The organism is Sporosarcina sp. E16_3 (assembly GCF_017347125.1).
Lineage (GTDB): Bacteria > Bacillota > Bacilli > Bacillales_A > Planococcaceae > Sporosarcina.
Map to the genome: position 1 here is coordinate 1 of NZ_JADPRX010000039.1, position 20784 is coordinate 20784.

14 protein-coding genes and 2 pseudogenes are annotated in these 20784 nt (G+C 36.8%); 13 read left to right on the forward strand and 3 right to left on the reverse strand.

Annotated elements, in window-relative coordinates; genetic code table 11:
• The first annotated feature begins 362 nt into the window (after nt 1-362).
• From I2483_RS17025 to I2483_RS17070, 10 genes and pseudogenes are all read left to right on the forward strand, one after another.
• A complete protein-coding gene (locus I2483_RS17025; RefSeq protein WP_207278318.1) occupies nt 363-1718 on the forward strand; it encodes an ABC transporter substrate-binding protein in 1356 nt (451 codons plus the stop codon).
• 67 nt (nt 1719-1785) lie between these two features.
• Nucleotides 1786-2739 carry a carbohydrate ABC transporter permease gene (locus I2483_RS17030; protein ID WP_207278319.1) on the forward strand — a complete coding sequence of 318 codons (954 nt, stop codon included), beginning with the start codon at nt 1786-1788 and terminating at the stop codon, nt 2737-2739.
• Nucleotides 2736-3572 (forward strand): carbohydrate ABC transporter permease, encoded by an 837-nt coding sequence (locus I2483_RS17035; RefSeq protein ID WP_207278320.1) that lies wholly within the window; start codon nt 2736-2738, stop codon nt 3570-3572. The genes I2483_RS17030 and I2483_RS17035 overlap by 4 nt, the downstream gene beginning before the upstream one ends.
• 353 nt (nt 3573-3925) lie before the next feature.
• Nucleotides 3926-4141: pseudogene (locus I2483_RS17040) on the forward strand (cupin domain-containing protein); the annotation flags it as partial.
• A 29-nt stretch (nt 4142-4170) separates the two neighbouring features.
• The gene (locus I2483_RS17045; RefSeq protein ID WP_207278322.1) at nt 4171-4542 is read left to right on the forward strand and encodes a cupin domain-containing protein; all 372 of its coding nucleotides are present in this window, start codon (nt 4171-4173) and stop codon (nt 4540-4542) included.
• Nucleotides 4543-4569: 27 nt separating this feature from the next.
• Nucleotides 4570-5652 carry a Gfo/Idh/MocA family protein gene (locus I2483_RS17050; RefSeq protein WP_207278323.1) on the forward strand — a complete coding sequence of 361 codons (1083 nt, stop codon included), beginning with the start codon at nt 4570-4572 and terminating at the stop codon, nt 5650-5652.
• Nucleotides 5653-5666: 14 nt separating this feature from the next.
• On the forward strand, nt 5667-6572 hold the full coding sequence (locus I2483_RS17055) for a sugar phosphate isomerase/epimerase family protein (RefSeq protein WP_207278324.1): 906 nt from the start codon (nt 5667-5669) through the stop codon (nt 6570-6572).
• Between the two features lie 11 nt (nt 6573-6583).
• Nucleotides 6584-7843: a Tm-1-like ATP-binding domain-containing protein gene (locus I2483_RS17060; RefSeq protein WP_207278325.1), complete on the forward strand. Its 1260-nt coding sequence runs from the start codon at nt 6584-6586 to the stop codon at nt 7841-7843.
• Nucleotides 7806-8657 carry a phosphoenolpyruvate hydrolase family protein gene (locus I2483_RS17065; RefSeq protein WP_207278326.1) on the forward strand — a complete coding sequence of 284 codons (852 nt, stop codon included), beginning with the start codon at nt 7806-7808 and terminating at the stop codon, nt 8655-8657. The genes I2483_RS17060 and I2483_RS17065 overlap by 38 nt, the downstream gene beginning before the upstream one ends.
• Before the next feature lie 118 nt (nt 8658-8775).
• Nucleotides 8776-9696 carry a DMT family transporter gene (locus I2483_RS17070; protein WP_207278327.1) on the forward strand — a complete coding sequence of 307 codons (921 nt, stop codon included), beginning with the start codon at nt 8776-8778 and terminating at the stop codon, nt 9694-9696.
• 188 nt (nt 9697-9884) lie between these two features.
• On the opposite strand, the pseudogene I2483_RS17075 reads toward I2483_RS17070, so the two are convergent.
• From I2483_RS17075 to I2483_RS17085, 3 genes and pseudogenes are all read right to left on the reverse strand, one after another.
• A pseudogene (locus tag I2483_RS17075) lies at nt 9885-10094 on the reverse strand (transposase); the annotation flags it as partial.
• Nucleotides 10095-10806: 712 nt separating this feature from the next.
• Nucleotides 10807-12723 carry an FUSC family protein gene (locus I2483_RS17080; protein WP_207278328.1) on the reverse strand — a complete coding sequence of 639 codons (1917 nt, stop codon included), beginning with the start codon at nt 12721-12723 and terminating at the stop codon, nt 10807-10809.
• A gap of 863 nt (nt 12724-13586) precedes the next feature.
• A complete protein-coding gene (locus tag I2483_RS17085) occupies nt 13587-14999 on the reverse strand; it encodes a DHA2 family efflux MFS transporter permease subunit (RefSeq protein WP_207278329.1) in 1413 nt (470 codons plus the stop codon).
• Nucleotides 15000-15870: 871 nt separating this feature from the next.
• Here I2483_RS17085 and I2483_RS17090 point away from each other — a divergent pair.
• From I2483_RS17090 to I2483_RS17100, 3 genes are all read left to right on the forward strand, one after another.
• Complete coding sequence (locus tag I2483_RS17090) at nt 15871-17277, forward strand: IS110 family RNA-guided transposase (protein WP_207278330.1); 1407 nt, start codon at nt 15871-15873, stop codon at nt 17275-17277.
• Between the two features lie 600 nt (nt 17278-17877).
• Nucleotides 17878-19752, forward strand: coding sequence for a serine hydrolase domain-containing protein (locus I2483_RS17095; RefSeq protein WP_207278331.1), 1875 nt, complete (start codon nt 17878-17880; stop codon nt 19750-19752).
• A gap of 208 nt (nt 19753-19960) precedes the next feature.
• Nucleotides 19961-20554, forward strand: coding sequence for a class I SAM-dependent methyltransferase (locus tag I2483_RS17100; protein ID WP_207278332.1), 594 nt, complete (start codon nt 19961-19963; stop codon nt 20552-20554).
• The last annotated feature ends 230 nt before the right edge of the window (nt 20555-20784 follow it).

The following is a 20784-nucleotide window of genomic DNA, read 5'->3' on the forward strand; positions in this document are numbered from 1 at the left end:
ACACTAATTTTCCTGCCTTCAACTTGGGGGCAGGAAAAAAACAAACGAAAGTGTTCAAAGTTAATTAGCAAAAGTGTTCAATTCTACTTGACGCTTACAACCATTTCATATTATTATTCTTGTATAATAATCGACGCGCTATTCTTAAATTTATGGATTTTTTTCGAATGCCTATAAAGTCAATAGTACCAAGGGCTTATGGTCATGAAATTAACTAAATGAAAATATAATCAATGTTTATGCCACCTTTACACACGATATGCCCCCTTGTATAAGTGTGAAAATAACTTTAAAGTGGGCATTAGTACTTGATAGATCATTCTGAATAAAGAGAAAATAAAAAATGGATAGGAGGAGATTTTATGAAGGGTTTTAGTTGGAAAAATGTTGGGGTACTACTTTTTGTAATGATGTTAGCGCTTACAGCGGTCGGCTGTCAATCACCATCAGCTGTTAAAGAAGATGGTGAAAAACCTAAAAAGAAGGAAAATGAAAGTACAGAAGATGTCTTAAATTTGTTAATACCAAATTATTATAATGATGTTGAGAAGGAACAATGGGTTGAGGTAGTTGATAAGTTCAAAGGATTAAATGAAGGAATCGAGGTAGTCGTTGAAACTGGTGATATGCAAGTCGAGTCAGGAAGCTTACCTACATTATTGCAGTCAGGCGTTAATATTCCGGATGCAATCTTAATGAATGCTGGTCCTGGTAGAGTTGCAATTTTATCGGAAGCTGAATTAATTCGACCTATTAATGATTTGTATGAAGAACATAAATGGGCAGAGAAATTACGTCCCTATGCATATAATCTTATCTCCGGAGAAGAAAATATTTATGAAGTTCCACATATGATTGATGCAATTGGATTCTTTTACAATAAAGATGTCTTTGAAAAGGGCGGAATTGATAAAGCACCTGAAACAAAAGAAGAGTTTGAGACGACTCTTGAAAAACTTAAGGACACTGGTGTTCCACCAATCACAGTAGGTGCTCGTAACGGTTATGCAGTTGGCTGGATTTTCGGTGTAATGATGGAAGCAGTCGCAGGGAAAGACAAAGTTGAAAACTTGTTTTATGGTGATGGTAAATGGAGCGATCCTGAGTTTGTTGAAGTAGCAGAAATGCTAGTAGATTGGGTTGACAAAGGCTATATCGCAAAAGAATCGGTAACACAAGCACAGCCTGATTCCAAATTTAGATTCTTAAGCGGTCAAGCAGGTATGGAAGCTACAGGTTCTTATTTAATAACAGATATTTCAGATCAGGGATTAGAAGAAAATGTTCACTTCTTTATGATGCCGTCATTCATCGAAGGGAAAACAGCAAGTCCGACAGGTGGAATTGGTCAAACTTGGGTAATACCTACACAAGCCGAAGACGATGAACTTGCGGAAAAATGGTTTGATTTTATAGTTTCAGAGGAATTTAGTGAGACGGTATTAAACTTCCCAGACTATAACTTTATTCCTGCCTCACAAGCATCAGTAGATATGGAACCTGCTGGTGAAGCTTTAAAAACAGCAATGAATTTCGCTAAGGAAGGTACTGGTTATAATCCAAGTGTGTTTATGGGTGTAGATGCTAAGGAAGCATACTTCCAAAATCTTCAAGGATTAATTGGTGGACTAATTACTGCAGAAGAAGCGTTAGATGGTATTGAAATAGGTGCTGAAAAAGACCGTGCTAATGGATTTAAGTTAAAGAAACAAAATTAGATAAATGGGGCTGTCCCCCAATGAAACAGGGATAGACCATAACATCAGAAATGAGGTGAAAATACAATTGGTTATAGAGATAACAACTTCAACGAAAGATATCAGATTACAACAAGTTAAGGAAAACATTAAATCAAAGAGAAGAAAGGTAATAAAGCGATACGTCACAGCTCTATCTTTCTTAGCACCAGCGTTGATACTATATTTCATATTTATGCTTTATCCAATGATTGACGCTGTAAGATACAGTTTCTTTGATTGGAACGGTGCTTCCACATCCATGAACTTTGTAGGTATTGATAATTATACAGCGTTAGCAAAAGATGAGATATATTTAAAATCGTTAGGTCATAACCTTTTATGGGTCGTATTGAGTTTAATTATGATGGTTATTCCGACATTAATTTTAGCAGTACTGATAGGTAAAGTGAAAAAAGGACGTACTTTTTTCAGAGCAGGCTTTTACTTACCCAGCGTACTTTCATTAGCAGTAATTGGTGTTCTATGGGCTAAAATATATGATCCAATAATGGGACCTATTAACGCCTTTTTGACATCTATCGGGTTAGAATCGCTTGCGCAGAACTGGCTTGGGGAACCGCTATTTGTTATTCCGGCCCTAGTTTTAGCGAGTACATGGGCTTTTTATGGGCTATATATGATTTTATATCTAGCAGGACTACAGAATATTAGTCGTGAACTCTACGAAGCAGCAGATATTGACGGTGCAGGTCCAATTAGTAAGTTCTGGCATATAACGATTCCTAGCTTACGAAATACAATGAACCTGGTCATAAGTATGGTAGTCATTCATGCACTGAAAGGATTTGCGCTTATATGGATTATGACTCAAGGTGGTCCTTTCTATATGAGTGAAGTGGTCTCGACATTTGTATACAAAGCAGCATTTAGTATGAACAAAGTTAGTTATGGTACTGCGGCAAGTGTTGTGCTTGGGGTTATAATTATTGTCTTTACAATCGGATTCAACATCTACCGGGATAGGAGTGAAGCAAAATGATCGCTTTACTTAAAAGAAGGACATCATCACAGCTGATGTTATGGATCACACTTATGGCGTTGTTACTACTAATTACGTCACCTATATTATTTGCGATACTGGCAAGTTTCAAAACAAATCTTGAGATATTCACGTCTCCTTTCTCGCTACCTGCGAGCTGGGGTTTCGATAATATTATTAACGCTTGGAATCTCGGAAACTTCAAGACATATTTTTTAAATAGTGCTTTTGTGACAATTATAGGGATGATAATTGTAGTGCTTGTTGCATGTCCAGCGGGATATGCCTTCGCGCAATTGACATTCCGCGGAAACAATCTCCTATTCTATTTAATACTACTAGGCATGGCTTTACCTGTACAAGCAATCATTATTCCGATTTTTTACCAATTACGATCTATGGGATTGGTTGATAGCTTATCGGGAGTTACGTTGGTATCAGCAGGGTTGGCATTACCATTCTCCATATTTTTAATGAGAAATACATTCCGGGATGTGCCTAAAGAATTAAGAGAGTCATCAACAATCGATGGAGCTAGTGAATGGAGAACATTCTTGTCTGTTATGCTCCCGTTGGCAAAACCAGGGGTAGTTGCTCTACTTATATTCACATTTATGAATATATGGAATGACTTTTTATTACCTTTAGTATTATTGAAGTCTCAGGAAAACTTTACAATCTCATTAGGATTATATTCATTTCAGGGCGAACAGGCCACGAATTATGCTTTAATTTTTGGTGGAACTGTGATTAGTATGATTCCAAGTATAATCGTGTTTCTTATCTTCCAACGATCCTTTGTAGAAGGAATGTCGGAAGGGGCTAATAAGTAATACTACTATATAACTTTAACTAAAGGTTCTAGCGATTTCGGGAAGTTTAAACCAGTCGTTGACTTGCGTTACGAGCGGACAGTTATAGTTCAATCTTTCCCTGACGCTTTCCGTGGGCTTGGCTTCAGCCGCTTCCCTCGCTAGGCTCAGTCCAGGGTCTTCTGCTCAAGCTATTTTCCGCTGGAGTCGCCGCTCTTCACTACAGTCAACTAGATGTAGGTTTGATTACTACAACTAATATTAAAAATACAAATGAATTAGGGTAATTAAAAATGAGTGAAATTAAAACGGCTACAAATACTGACTTAAATGAAGAGAATTATATATAATGCCAATGGACTGGGGCGGTATCCAATTCGGTGCATAGACATCCAAACTGCGAGGAAGTAATTTTCGTCTTGTCAGGAGAATGCGACCATACATTGGGTGATGAAACATATCACTTGAAGCCAGGGATGATGCTTAGGATTCCACGGGATGTGCCGCATAATGCAACTGTAACAAGTTGGGAACCATGTCGGATGATCATTGCATTTTCTGCAGGGGATAGAATAACAATTGGTGATTAAAAAATACAAATGAAAAGGGGAAATAATAAATGAGTAAAACTAAAACAGCTACAATTACTGATTTAAATGAAGAGAAGTATTTATTGCCAATGGATTGGGGCGGTATCCAATGGTTATGTGGAGAAGAAATTGATCCGGAATCTGAGATGACATTTGGTATGGTTTATATAAATGCAGGGGTATCCAATCCAGTGCACAGACATCCAAACTGCGAAGAATTAATCTTCGTCTTATCAGGAGAATGCGACCATACACTCGGTGATGAAACGTATCACTTGAAGCCGGGAATGATGCTAAGAATTCCACGTGATATTCCGCATAATGCAACTGTAACAAGTTGGGAACCGTGTCGAATGATCATTGCATATTCTGCACCGGATAGAATAACTATTGGTGAATAAAATCGGGAACGTTGGAGGAGAAAAATAATGGAACCTGTAAAATTTAACTTTGAATATGAGAATAAGCTTCGTGCTGGTTTTATCGGTTGTGGTGCACATGCATTTCGTAATGTGTACCCAACGTTTGATTATGCGCCTGTTGATTTAGTGGCTGTATGCGATCTAAGTGAAGAAAGAGCCGAAATTTACCGTAATAGATTTGGAGCAGAAAAAGTCTACACGGATTACAGAGAAATGATTAAAAAGGAAGATCTTCAGGCAATATTTGTTGTATTGAACTTTGATAAAAATGGCCATCCGCTTTATCCAAAAATACTGCCGGATATTCTTGAGGCTGGAATACCTGTATGGGTAGAAAAGCCAATTGCATACACGGCCAATGAAGTAGAGGCACTTATAGAACTAGAGGAAAAAACGGGTCAGCAAGTTTTAGTATCCAATAAGCGTTATTTTTATCCTTCGTTTGTTAGTGCTAAACAGATTTTAGATACACCTGCATTTGGAGATTCTGTCTCAATTACAGGTAGATATCCTTTAACTTTGTCACCTTTTCAAGAGAAATTAGGAGAACGGACAGACTTGCATTGGTTCTTGGATATTTGTCACCCGATGTCAGGTATACATTATTTGATGGGTGATGTTAAGGAAATGTGTTTTGTAGAGCATCAGCCAAGCGGAGATGTTCAAACGTTGTTTACCTTTAAGTCAGGCGCAATTGGAAGCATGCATTTACCGTCTACACAAGCCGAAACAAGCCCTCTTGAACGCTTTGAAGTAATTGGAAACAAACAAAATATCGTAATAGATAACGCCATGAGGCTATCTTATTATAAAGGCAGTAAAGGTAGCGGGGAATATGGTAAGGCACCTTCCTATATAGGGGACGATCCATCAAATGGACCAGTCCATTGGGAACCGGAGTTTTCGCTAGGACAACTGTACAATAAAAACTTGTTTTTACAAGGGATGGTTCAAAGTGTGAATCATTTTGCTAATGCTATATTAAATGAAAGAAAGATTGAAAAAGCGACATTAAAAGATTCCTTACATTTAACGAAAATATTTGAAGCTTATAAAAATAACAAAGCAGGAAAATGGATAGAAATTTAAAAGGGGGAAATAAAATGAAGTTTAGTATTATCACAGATATGTTAGGCATGGATTCTTTTGAGGAATCTCTTAAAACTGCAAAGGAATTAGGTTTTGAGTATATTGATTTGAGAGGAAAGTTGGATGGGGATACAGTAGATTCTATTTCGCTAGAAAAAGCGAAAGAACTAAGTGATTTAGTAGATAAACATAACCTGAAAGTTACTACACTAAGTTCTTGGGCTGTGAATCCATGTACGTTTTCTGGGCCATCAAGCTACGATAATTTTGATGACAAACACCATGAGAATATGAGTAAAGAGCTTGATCGATTATTTGATTTAGCTGATGTCTTTTCCGCTCCCTATATAAGGGTGTATTCATTGCATAAACAGGACGGATTTTATAATTGGACAGATTCAGAAAAGGAAAAGGAATATAAGAATAACGCGGAAGTCATGCGAAAACATGCAGATCATGCACAAAAACGCGACAAAGTTCTATTGATGGAAAATGAGCCACCGACATTAGCAAGCACTTGTGTGGAGTTGGGGATTTTGTTAAATTATGTTGAACATCCTAATCTGAAAATCAATTGGGATATCACTAATGGTTGGAGAGCTGGTGAGTACCCAACTGTGGAAACGTACGAACATATTAAGGGACATGTCGTTCAAACTCATCTAAAAGGGGTCTCACGCCAATCTAATTCTATTACTGAAGAGTATCCTAAGGGCAGATTTAATAACTTTGCTATTGTTGGTAAAGATGATTTTGATCATAAGGAAATCATGAATGCACTTAAAGAACATGATCCTAATGTAATTTGGACAATTGATACACATTACCCTTCATTTTATCAACAAGATAAAATTGGTGAAGTCGAAGTAGTTCGTATGACGAAAGAGTTTTTTGAAAACATTCTTTATATTAAAGCATAAGGGAGGCCCCTATGGTTAAAAAAGTGGTCATGATAGGTACATTTGATACAAAAGAGGCCGAATTTTTATATGTGCAAAATGTGTTTGAATCCGCTGGTGTTGAAACTATTATGATGAATACAGGTATTTACGAATCAAATGAAGTAGGTGATATTACTAGCGAAGAAGTTGCCAAAGCCGGTGGGGTTGATATAGTCGACTTAAGAAGTAAGAATGATCGAGGTACAGCCGTAACCGTAATGATGAATGGTGCCTCAGCTATAATAAAGAAGTTATTGGAAGAAGGCAATGTCTCGGGAATATTTGGTATGGGTGGAACAGCTGGGACAACCGTTGCAGCTGCAGCCATGAGATGTGCACCAGTTGGACTGCCTAAAATGCTGGTTTCTACTGTAGCTTCAGGAAACACTAGACCGTATGTTGGGGAAAAGGATATTACAATGATGTATTCGGTAGTTGATATTGCCGGAGTCAATGTATTATCTTCCCAGATTCTAAGTAACGCAGCAAACGCAATGATCGGAATGGTGTCAGCTGTTAAAGAACCTGAATTAGAAGAGGCAAAACCGTTAATTGCTGCTACAATGTTTGGCGTTACAACACCATGTGTGACAAAAACGAGAGAAATATTAGAAGAAAGTGGCTATGACGTCCTTGTTTTTCACGCTACTGGTGCAGGTGGCGATGCGATGGAATCCTTAATTCAAGATGGCTTTATCGAAGGTGTTGTTGATATTACAACAACCGAATTAGCTGATAGTCTTATAGGAGGAGTCTTCAGTTCAGGTCCTGGAAGACTCGAAAGTGCAGGGGCAAACGGAATACCACAAGTTGTATCTGTAGGTGCCTTAGATATGGTTAATTTCGGAGCACCTGAAACAGTCCCTAAAAAGTTTGCAGATAGAACTTTTTATCAGCACAATCCTACAACTACATTAATGAGAACAACAGTTGAGGAGAATTCGAAGTTAGGGGAAATTATTGCACGGAAGTTAAATAAAAGTAATTCCCCTACAGTCCTTGTTTTTCCTAAAGGTGGACTATCTTTGTTAGACAAGGAAGGTCAATTTTTTGAAGGAGAAGAAGAAAGAAAAGCACTTTATAAAGCTATAAAAGACAATCTAAGTCCAAGTATCACGTTTATTGAAGTAGATGAAGATATTAACGATTCATCTGTATCGGAATTGCTTGCTGAAGAATTATTAAAACTACTAAAACGGGATGGTGTGAATAATGACAGTATCAAGAAAAGAAGCATTAAAACGACTTAACAATCAGATCGAAAATAAGCAGGTTATTATTGGCGGTGGAGCAGGTACGGGATTATCGGCAAAGAGTGCTGAGGTAGGCGGAATTGACTTAATAATCATCTATAATTCAGGGCGTTTCCGTATGGCCGGTCGTGGATCACTAGCTGGTTTAATGCCTTATGGCGATGCAAATCAGATCGTCGTAGAGATGGGTAATGAAGTCCTAACAATCGTAGAAGATACTCCGGTTCTAGCTGGTGTTTGCGGAACCGATCCTTTTAGAAATATGGATTTGTTCTTACAACAGTTAAAGGATCAAGGATTCTCTGGTGTTCAAAACTTCCCAACAGTTGGACTAACAGATGGTCAGTTCCGTCAGAATCTAGAGGAAACTGGGATGGGTTATGATTTAGAGGTTGATATGATCAGAAAAGCACATAATATTGGACTAATTACATCACCATATGTATTTAATAAAGAAGATGCAATTAAGATGGCTGAAGCTGGTGCTGATATCCTTGTCGCGCACGTTGGACTTACAACTAAAGGGGATATAGGTGCACAAACTGCGATGACTTTGGATGATGCAGTAAAAGTAGTCCAGGAAATTCACGATGCAGGTAAGTCAGTTAATGAAAATGTTATTGTTCTTTGTCATGGGGGTCCTATATCAGAGCCCGAAGACGCTGCATATGTGTTAAGCAGGACTACTGGTGTTTCTGGTTTCTTTGGTGCATCGAGCATAGAAAGACTTCCTACTGAAGTAGCTATTTCAAACCAAGTACGAGAATTTAAAAAAATTGATATTAGTGCGGAAGTTGCCACTAAAATTTGAAGAATGTCTAATTAAATAGAAAGAGTTCTTTTGTATAACAAACCACTGTAAATCACTTATTTAAAAAAGTGTTTTACGGTGGCTTTTTAAAATAGTAATTAGGACTGGAGCATGAAAAATGAAACGTCCGTTATTATATAGTCTATTAGTTATTGTAATGATGATATGGGGATTTAATATCATTGCGATTAAAGTTATTGTATCGACTTTACCCACGATTACAATCACTGCTCTTCGAGTATTTATGGCATTTTTGGCCCTGCTTCCTATCCTTTACTATAAAAAAATGTTTCGAGTTTTATCTAAAAAAGAAATGGCTTATGTATTGGGCATAGCTCTTACTGGTGTTCTTGGGCATCAGGTATTTATGTCTGTGGGCCTTAATTATACTTCGGCTACAAATGGGGGAGTGATACTTGGTACTGTGCCTATTGCAACTTCGATAGCGGCTATACTTTTTCTGGGAGATAAATTAACAATATCAAGAGTTTTAGGTTTGTTATTTGGTTTTTCGGGAGTTACTTTTGTTATGCTTTCCAATGCTTCCTTAACAATTGGGTTTTCTATTGGTGACCTGTATATGTGTATTGTTGTCGTTTTGCAGGCACTTAGTTTTGTATTAATTAAAAGATTATCAGAATCTGTAGAAGTTATTTATATTACAGGGATAGCGCAGCTCATTGGTTTTGGCATGCTGCTTTCTTTAAGTTTTGTTATTGAACCAAATGGAATTTCTTTATTGAAATATGGATCAACCACTGTGTGGCTACTGTTTCTCGGCTCTGGGTTAATAGCAACTGGATTAGGTCATTTACTATACAATTATGCAATCCAACAATTAGGTGCAAGTAAATCGGCATTATTTCTTAATCTATCGCCATTTTTTGCAATACTCGGTTCAGCACTTTTTTTAGGGGAGCATATTTTTGCTGGACAGTGGATAGGCTTTGGTTTAATAGTTATAGGCGTTATATTTGGCGCCGGAATGCTAGAACAGATTAATATAAGAAGTTTGCTAATGATATTTACAAAACGATAATTACTTTATCCTGTTGCTTACATCTTGTTTTGGGAGTGTCAATATTTATGTGTAAATGACAATCCAACCTTTTCTTGAAGATCATCACACTTTTTTATATTAGCTTATTCAAATAGATGATTTTTTTTAGACTTTGAGAAAGAGGTACCTATTCATCAAAACCATATTACACGCTTTAAGTCTTTTTTTTATTCTTTCACTTCAAACATCTCAGCCAGCTCTACGCGTGCTTGATCGATTCCGATATGACATCGTGTGGCGAATCGTTGGTTGTAATCTTCGAACTGGGAAACTAGGAAGCGTTCGAGTGATTCTTCGTTTGGAAACTGCTCTTTGCGCTTGGTAAATTTCTTAATTTGCTTGTTAAAAGACTCGATTAAATTCGTTGAGTATATAGTTGATGGCTGCCCACTAGCGTTGCATAGCAGTGAAATAATGTGAAATAAAGGATTGGAATAAAAATTTCAGGTACCTGTGCTTGACACTATTCAGTGAATACAATACAATTGTATAATAATACAAAGAAAATCAATACCTATGCGGTTTTTCTTTATTTTATGTATCATTACTTGAACATGTGAATAGTTCGCCTTTTTGTCTGACACAGGTACCTCTTTTTAATGTATCATTATTTGAACGTGTGAATAGTTCGCCTTTGTGTCTGACACAGGTACCCCTTTTTAAATAGGTAAATGCATTATTTTATTAATTTGTTGTTCGTAAAAGCATGTGAAAAATAAAAAGACGTTCGAAAAGTATTTTAATACTTTTCGAACGTCTTTATTTTGGTTTTATTGTGTTCATTTTTTAAGCCTACAAAAAGAAAATTCATAAAGTGGGGACCGCAAGATATGTCCCTACTTTATGAGCGAAGATACTTAAAAGGTTGAACCGCCGTATACCGAACGGTACGTATGGTGGTGTGAGAGGTCGGCTAATCAATTAATGGTTAGCCTCCTACTCGATTAAAGCTCTGATAAAGGCTTAGACTTAACGCATGTAATAGATTTCCCTCCACACTATTTTCCGTGATAAGTGGAGTGCTTATGCAGAATTAGAAAGGTGCCAGAACTTAATTATTCAGGTTCGGGCACCTTACATTATCTCTTATCACACAATCGCTTTTGATGACGTTATTTCTTCCATGACCTCCAGAATCATACTTATTACCATTCGGTCTTCAATCCTTGGCATTGTCTTTATTAGTTCTTTCATATCTGTCACAGACTCCAGTAGTATCTCTTCAGTGGTGGAACTGTTCAGTAAAAGTTCCAGTCGGGAGGAAACAGCTGGTGCATTCGATTCCTGGATGCCATATTTGTAAATCCACCAATATAATTCGTAAATGGTAGAAGCAGCTCGTCGCTGGTGTTGCAACCACGCAATTCCTTTTTCGTTTTCGGTCCCCTGATTATTCAACTTCAGCCGATCCTCGATCAAGTTCGAGATGAGTAACAGGTTTTTCATTGCATGATTGTTGCCGTTGCCTTTGACTTGATCTGCCGCTTCTATAAGCATTTCGTGGATCGTATCATTATACATTTCTTTCAAGTTCCTTTTGGCGTCATCCAGCTTGTAAGGGAGGATGAACTTATTGATAAGTAGCGCAAGAATGACGCCTGCCACCACAAGTCCAATCCGATTCACTGTCAAGATTTCAGTAGTCCCCGTAATGAGGGCAGCAGCACCGATTGCAGAGAATGTCACAAGTATCGTGTTATAGCGATACACTTTTATATAAGTCATCAAGTATCCCGATGTCATCAGTAAGATGGATCTCGCAATGTTACCTTGGAAGATCATGAATAACACGGTCACTAGTACGGCGCCTATCACGGTAGCGAAAATACGGTCACGCATTTTTTTCGTCGACTGTTCATAGAGCGGGATGATGACGGATAACACGGAAAACATCATCCAGCGACCTTCAGTGATCTCGAAGAAATCGACAATGAAGCCACTTAGACTGATTGCGACAGCCATCCGTACGGCATATGACATCTTGATAGAGTTGGTATGGCTCTTTTTTTCACCAATCCTCATCTTTTGGAACTGTTTCGGTATGCGTTCTAAATTTTTGACAACGTTATAATGTTCTTTACTTAACGCTTTTAATTCCGCCAAGCTTACCTTTAAGAAATTGATATTATTCAGCACTCGTAACACAAGTAAAGAGTGGGTATGCTCGTCTTTGTATTTGCCGAGCATCTGATTGAATGACTCTTCCAATTTCTCCATAGCTTCTCCATTAGTCGAACTGTCTGCGGCAAATTGTAAGCAATGGATGACATTATCAAGAATCTCCTGCTGCGCCCCTTCATTTAATATTTTATCCAACAGAATATTTATTTTTTCAAGAGAGGCGGACACATTTAATTTTAGCTGACCTTCTTCTGTCAAATAGTAGTTTTCTTCTCGTTTATCATAAATGATGTTTCGTAACCCGCTGATGTCAGTAGTGATTTGTTGGTTGATTGTTTCTAGATTTTCTCCTTTTTTTATCAGCTCCGACTTTTCAACTAACGCAGTGCAGACGGCTTGAATCATTTTATCGCCGCTCTTCGTAATCTTATTTCGGTTCGCAAGCATTTGCAGCCCCATGATTGCTAGTGCTCCGAATACAAGGGAAGCTAGTCGCAATGGCATTTGATCGATCGCTACAGGAGTCGCTAGGATGAAGAGATACTGGAGCGAAAATGGAAAGTAGAGTGGATTTTTTAAGTTGAACAAAAGAGAGTAGCTGACCACAAACATTACGATGAAATTTATCGGGACAGCGAGCCATGTATTAAAGCCAGCGAGAAAAGCGCCAACTCCAATGAAAAGATTTAACAACACAAATTTAACAGTGTTGCCAACAGGGTGGCTTGTTAAATCCCTTTCCAACAACATCAGCATAGCTGCGATTGTTGAAACACCAATCAATATATTCTCATCACCAAACACGCCACTAAATGCCAAAATAAAACCAACAATCCCAGCAAACAAAATTGTATTTGTGATAATCGTTTTCTTATTCAATTGCATACTTCACTTCTCCTATTAATGTTCTATATTTAATTATTTGCATCAGGTACCTTAACATTAAAATAATTTAAAGTAAAACAATTGGATCTGGTGTCAAGTTTCTATTTCCCCTACTGATTATTGTTACATGGAGCTGAATTCGTGTTTCCGACCTACGTAAGTAAGCCTAGACATTTTAAGTATATCTATAAGTAACCACCTCTAAACGAATGTAGACTAGGAACAAAGGAGGAAGGTAGGAAATGTGGGAAATGAATGGGATGAGGATGTCACTGGAACAAGTAGAGAAATTAGTGTTTGGTACGCTGTACGTGACACTATTCAGTAAGTACAATACAATTGTATGATAATACAAAATAAATCAATTGCTATGCTGTTTTTCATTATTTTTTGTATGATTATGTGAATGTGTGAATGGTTCGTCTTTGTGTCTGGCAGGTACCTCTTTTTCGTTATACTACAATCGTGTGCGATTGTTTAACATCAAAAGCCTAATTTCCCTAGCGTTTAAAAGGGAAATTAGGCTTTATTATTTATTTTTGATCCAAAATGAAACTTGGAATAAATGGAAATTAACTTCAAAAATAACAATTGTGAATCTAACACAATGTAAATATGTTACATTTAAAAAAGAGCCTAAACCATTTAATTCAAAGGTTTAGGCTACCTTTCGTGGCAACTTTTTATTATTGTGTAATGTCAAATTCAACTCGGACATTTACTCACAGCATTGTCCGAGTTCACCACTGGGTAGAAGGTACAATTAAAACAGCAGCAAATTAATAACTAATCTTAAATTTCTTTCAACAGAAAGAAATTTAAAAGTTAATATTCCATAATATGAAGCTTCATATTATGGAATATTATTTAACTATTGGTCGGCTATTTTTAACAAATAGTGATCCGATTAAACCAATCACACCAGTCACTAATACAGCGTAAAATGCATAGTTAATACCATGTGCTAAAAATTCCGTGGGATTAGCTGCACCGAATTCCGCAATATAGTTATTCTGACCAGCAGTAAATAATGTAATGGCAATAGCTGTACCAGCAGCACCTGCAACTTGAGTTAATGTATTCATTGCAGCTGAACCATCTGTATATAACTGTGCTGGTAGCTGATTCATCGCATTTGTTTGTGCAGGCATAATTGTCATTGAAACACCTAAGAACAAAATAGATAGTGCAACAATCACTTGCCATATTGGTGTCGTTGCTGAAAGAATCACAATAAACATAATTGCACCAATTGTAATCAGTGCAAATCCAATACGTGTGAAAACACGAGCGCCTACTTTATTGAAGTTCGATCCAACGATAGGTGCCATAATAATATTTAAAACGTTAGCAGGTAACATTAATAAACCAGCAGCAATCGATGTATAAGCTAATACACTTTTTAAGTAAAGTGGAATTAAGATCGCAACAAATAAAACTACAAATAATGTCGCGAACATTAATACTGTACCTAATGCGAACATTGGGTATTTAAATACACGTAAATTAATCATCGGCACTTCCATTTTTAATTGGCGAACTGTAAATAAAATCAATGCCAACACACCTGCTACTAATGGTGCCCATACTTTCACGTCCGATAATGGTAATTCCGCTAGCGTTGCCAATGCGTACACGATACCACCAAAGGCGATTGTAGATAATAATAACGATAGTACATCAATTTTCGGCTTAGAAATATCTGAGACGTTCTCCATATTTGGTGCCCCTATTGCAAATAAAATGATATTTAACGCCATCATAACCCAGAAGATATAATGCCAGCTAGCAGCACTAATAATTAAACCGCTTAGTGTTGGTCCTAATGCTGGTCCTGTTGTAATTACTAAACCAACGATTCCCATCACTGCTCCTCGTTTTTGAATTGGGAAAATCAATAGCACAACACTAAACATTAATGGCAGGAAAACCCCTGTCCCAATTGCTTGAATTAGACGACCGATTAATAAAATCGAAAAACTTGGGGCAATCGCTGCAAGCAAAGCACCCATTGTAGAAATAATTAATGCCCCAACGATTAGTTGACGCGTTGTAAACCAACGTACTAAATACACCGATAACGGTACCGAAATCGCTAACACTAATAAATAACCTGTAGTCAGCCACTGTGCTGTACCTGCGTTAATAGAAAAATCTTCCATAATATCTGTCAGTGCCATATTTAATGCTGTTTCACCAAATAAACCGATGAAAGAACCAATCATTAAAACAGCAGCCATCAATTTCGGATTTTTCACTTGTAAATGTGATTCCATGAAAATAACACCCTATTCTATATATTTTTGACGTAATGACTTATTAAAAATACATAAAAATCAGGTAGATTCATTACCAATAATTACGGTACTTTCGATAAAATCGATTAGCCTATTTCTAACCATACCAAAAATTCTTAAAAAAATTCAATCTTAACTTGTTTGATATAACCAATCAAAGTCACGATTTAGACACACTTTTACAGATAAATCCAGGGCAGGGTGAGTTAAAAGATATGATTTTATGTTTCAACTAATATGTAAGCGTTCGCTTTTATTAACCTATTCAAATTCGATTCTATAAGTCCGATTAAAATGCTGTTATATCAAGGTTTATTAGGGTTAAAAAATCAGCGTTACGAAATTCTTTCAAATTTCAACAGTTGAGTTGATAAATCTGCTAAAAAAAGAGTGAATTACATTCATAATAGTTAGTCTTTAGTTAGAGGAGAGCTTTGATTAACTCTAAAATAAAAAGTATTGGAGTAAACAGCGAAGTATAAGGAGAACAACAAAAAAAAGTTTTTTAGGGACGTTGTGCGTGAAGGTATTCAGAATATAGTGATGGCTGCCCACTAGCGTTGCATAGTTGTAAAAATACTTACAAATACTAGTGTTAGACCTCCGAAGTGTTTGAAAAATGCAAAAAGGGAGCCCCGCCTGTAAAATAATAACTGACGACTAAACCAGTTTTTATCTCACAGAAAGGAGACTCCCTATGGGAAGCATAGACCAAAACACAATTTGAGGTACCTATTATGTTAAATAGATAGTTGGCAAATGAAAAAACCATTGTTTTCAGGGTATAGGAGAAGTACCAATCACAGAACTTCCGATATACCACCCCACCAAAGAGGAGGAGCTGAAAACAATGGTTACACTATCATTTAATCATATTCAGGGGAAGAACGGAAGTCATTGGAATCGTTTAATGCGGGAAGAAAAGGCAAAGGAATATTGTATTGTAGCGATTGATGCAGCGAAATATGTGAATACAGCGATGGTATGCACAATCTACGGTGATATTTTACAGGAGCCATTTGAGTTCGACGGATCAATGACAGGCTATCAATTGATGAAGAAATACATTGATTCAGTGTGTGAAGCGTACTCACTTTCACAAGTGATTGTCGGAATTGAAACGACAGCACACTACTATGAAGACCTTGTGAGACTGTGCATGGATGAGGGGTACGTCGTCCGAATATTGAATGCCGCAACGACTGCCAGGGAAAGAGAAACAGTGTTAAATTATACGAAAACGGACCGTGTGGATTTGATGGCGATTGTCCAGTCCTTACTCCACGGGCGTGGTGGAACAAGTGTTGAGTCGATACTTGAGCTAGAATCGTTAAAGACATTAACAAGGGCTAGACGGACTCTTGTGAATACACAAACGAGGACTATCAATCATTTACGTTTGTATATGGACCACATTTTTCGTGAGTTTCAAGGGAAAAACGTAAAGGTCGAAGGTGAAAATAAGGTTATAAAAATCCTGGATCAGTTCGTTTCAAAAACGTCTCTTTTCTTGATGAGAAACCATCCTCACCCGTCAGATATCTTAACTCTTGGGAAAATGGGACTTAGAGAGATTTCAATCGAAAATAATTTGAAGCTCCGTGATGATGTAATCGAAAGGCTTTTGGATTACGCTGAGCATTCGATTTCCAAACCAAAGTCTCTGCTTGAAAGCGAGTTGATTTTACTTCAACTAAAGCTCGATGAATATGAGTTGATTCACCGTCAAATCAAGCAGTTAGAGGAAGTAATTGAAGGGAAACTACTGGAGACCGATGGTGGAATTCTTTTAAGTATCCCTGGTTTAGGCATCACTACAGCAGCTGAATTGACCGCGGAAATAGGGAACGTCCATGACTATTCGCATGCAGGACAACTCATCAAAATGGCCGGCACGAACCCAATTGTAAGACAGTCAGGTGGGAAAAAGGCGAATCATTACCGGATATCAAAACAAGGTAGAGCAGCATTTCGAAATGTGGTCTATCAGGTTGGGAAAAACGTTTCGGTTCAGAATCCGGAAATGAAAGTCCGGTATTTAGCGATGAAGGACAAAGGAAAGAAAGCAGGCCAGTCCTATATCGCTCTAGGGAATCGAATATTACGGATTGCCTTCGCCATGATCAATAATCAACAGTTATATAAGAGCAGTGAACCGGACTATTGTCTGGAAAAAGTCATCGCTGGCAAACTAAGAAATACGAATAAGCAAAAGCTGTTCAATCAACGCTATTTAAAAGAAGTAGAAGAACTGTAAACACAAAATCTAGGTATACACAAAGGCGTTTTCCCGGAACGTAGACCACATAGTTCAAGGTACCTGAGGCTTTAATGACCTCGTCGCACAGCGTCATGGGTCTTGTTTCACAAATACGAATAAAACGTTAAAGAACGTGAGCTTGTATTTAATAGGATGTATCCCTGTGAAATGAAACGCAAGACCTTTCACGTTGCGGAAAAACGCCATTATAATGTTCTGTGATTGTTGAGTTTCAAAAAAATACCATTATGAGACTTTGGTTTCGTGCGGCCAAAAATCTATTTTCATAGCGCTTGACTTATTTCACATTAAACGCTGTGCGTGGCACTATTCAGTAAATACAATACAATTCTATAATAATACAAAGAAAATCAATACCTATGCGATTTTTCTTTACTTTTTGTATTATTACTTGAACGTGTGAATTGTTCGTCTTTGTGTCTCACACAGGTACCCCTTTTTGGTTGCACCGATTATTTGATAACACCTTCCAAAATCTATTACGTCATTCAGCATGCGATTCATTGAAATCACTTTGCAATAAGATTCAATTGTCTTTAAGGATGCTAATATATAATTAATATAAGGAGGTGCTACATGAATAAAAAATTCGCCATTTTATTGATACTAGCTTTATCTTTGTTTTTTACCGAAACAATTTATGCCAATGAACTTACAACACCATCTGGAATTCCATTATCCGATGTAAAACGTTTCGTAGACGATTATGCAAATGAATATATTGGTGAAGCAACTGCGGGTGCGAGCATTGTTATTTTGAAAGATAATAAAGTTGTTTTATCAAAAGGATATGGTTATGGAGATATTGAAAACCAGATTAAAATAAATCCGAATACGGCTGTTTTTGAATGGGGTTCAGTTAGTAAATTGTTTGTCTGGGTGTCGGTCATGCAATTAGTCGAACAAGGAAAAATCGATTTAGATGAAGATATAAACAGCTATTTACCGCAAGGATTTTTAACAAAACTAACATATGATGTTCCTATCACTATGTTGGATTTAATGAATCACACTGCTGGATTTGAGGAGAATATTTTTGATACGGGATATGCTACCGAATCCCGTGTAAAATCTTTAGAAGAAGGATTGAAAATTGCTGAACCAAACCAAATATATCGTCCAGGTGAAGTCGTTGCTTATTCTAATTACTCAACTTCTCTAGCTGCATATATCGTTCAATTAATTACAGAACAAGACTTTAATGACTATGTTGATGAACATATATTTCAAAAATTAGGTATTCTAGATTCAAATGCCTATTTGTCTTTAGGGAGAAATGAGCAGATAACAAAAAACAAAGTAAATGGCTATGAGCTTATTGAAGAAGGAAATTTCAAACTATCGACACCGTACTATATGTCCATGTATCCTAGCGGTGGAATAAATGGAACAGCGCAAGATTTAGCTAAGTTTGCAATGGCACTTATGCCACAATCCGATAATGAAAACGTTTTGTTTGAGGATGAAAATACGCTAGTTACAATGCTTTCGCAAAGTTATGCTATTAATGAAAATGTCCCTGGCATCGCACATGGTTTTTGGGAGTATGATGGAAAGTTTAAAGGATTTACGCATGGTGGAAATACAGTTTCCTTTTCAAGTAATTTTCATATCGTCCCTGAAGAAAAATTTGCAGTAATAATAGTAACGAATCAAGCTTCAGAGTCTGATATTTCCTATGGACTGACGAAGGAACTGGTTGGAGAAAAAGAGATAGATGAAGAAAAATTAGCGAACTTACCAAACTCACAAATAACAGAAGGAAAGTATCTTACTACTCGCAGAATGAAAAGTGGCTTTTTGAATTTGTATTACTATTTACTACCACTGACAGTGAAATCACTAAATGCGAATGAAATTGAAGTAAGTTTGGCAGGTATGAAAGCTAATTACGTCCAAACATATCCAAACGTTTATAAAATGACAAATGGGAGTAATATGTTTATTCTTACAAATGTTCTTTATTTTACGATAAAGGATGGAGAAGTTAAACAAATTTCTACATCGATTTCAGATTATCTCCCTTTAGATAAAAGTATAACTTGGTTAACAATAAGTGCTGTATTATTCATTTATTGTTTAGTTTACTTTATTGCTTCCCCATTCGTTTTAATCGTAATTAGTATTTTGGATTGGAGAAGAAAAAAACCTTCTATAAAAATCAGGAAATGGATTTACCTATTAAATATTGTTGGTACAGCATTTATCGTAAATATTATTTTATTAGCAATGAGGATGCTGAGTAGTAGTGACCGAGGATATTTTGAAGTATTCCCACAAATCGTTGCTAATTATGTTTTAACTATTGCAAGTGTTGTTTTTATTATTTTCATTCTAGTTAATTGGAAAAAGGCAGCTTTAATGAAATTGCAGAGGGCTATTTATCTTCTATCGATCGTTACTATTGCTATATTAATCTTGTTACTTATAACATGGCAGTTTTATTCTTAAGTAATGCTAATTTCAGGTACATGTGCGTGGCACTATTCAGTAAATACAATTCTATAATAATACAAAGTAAATCAAAGCCTCTACGGTTTTTCTATACTTTTAGTATAATTACTTGAATGCATGAATTGTGTGTCATTGTGTCTGACACAGGTACATTTTGTAGTTCCTTACACACGCACTATACAAAACACAAAAAGGCGCTGATTAAATGGGAAGTTGGTTTCCACAGCTTTACGATTTGGCGATGAGGCCATTAGAAGCGACAAGATTTAAAAAAATAAGAACTGAGCTTGTGCGTGAAGCAGGGGGAAACGTTTTGGAGATTGGCTCGGGGACAGGGGTAAATTTCCCGTATTATCGGTTTGCTACTCAAGTTACTGCAATTGAACCAAATCCTTTGATGAGTGAGCGGGGGAAGCGGCGTCTGGAGCAAGCAAATGTGCCAATCGATGTATTGGAAGCTAGTGCTGAATCATTACCTTTTGTGGATGATACATTTGACACAGTTATCGCAACGCTTGTATTTTGTACGATTCCAAATCCGTCAAAAGCGTTGGAAGAAATCCGGCGTGTTAGTAAACCGGGTGCTAAAATTATGTTTTTTGAGCATGTACGTATGAAACAGCCTGTATTCGGAAAAACGCAAGACATCCTGAATCCTTTATGGACTAAAATCTGTGATGGTTGTCATTTAAACCGTGATACGTTATCAATGATAGAGCTAGCAGGTATCGAGGTGACACATGTAGAATCACTCTATCAAAAATTGTTCTTATCAATTAAGGGCTTGAATATAAAGTGACTTGTACATTCTTGTAACCCGTTCAGTTGAAAGGTACAAAAATCAAAATAACAGATCAAATCACAAGGTTTTTAACGCTAGATAGTATAAAATAAAATTTGAAATAGCACCTCAATTCGTAAGTTCTCCGACAAAGGGAATGACAGCGGGTTTAGGTGCTTTTTATTTACTCTGTTTTCCGCGTTCATCTCACTATATTAAAAGGGGATTCTGAATAAAAAGATAAATAT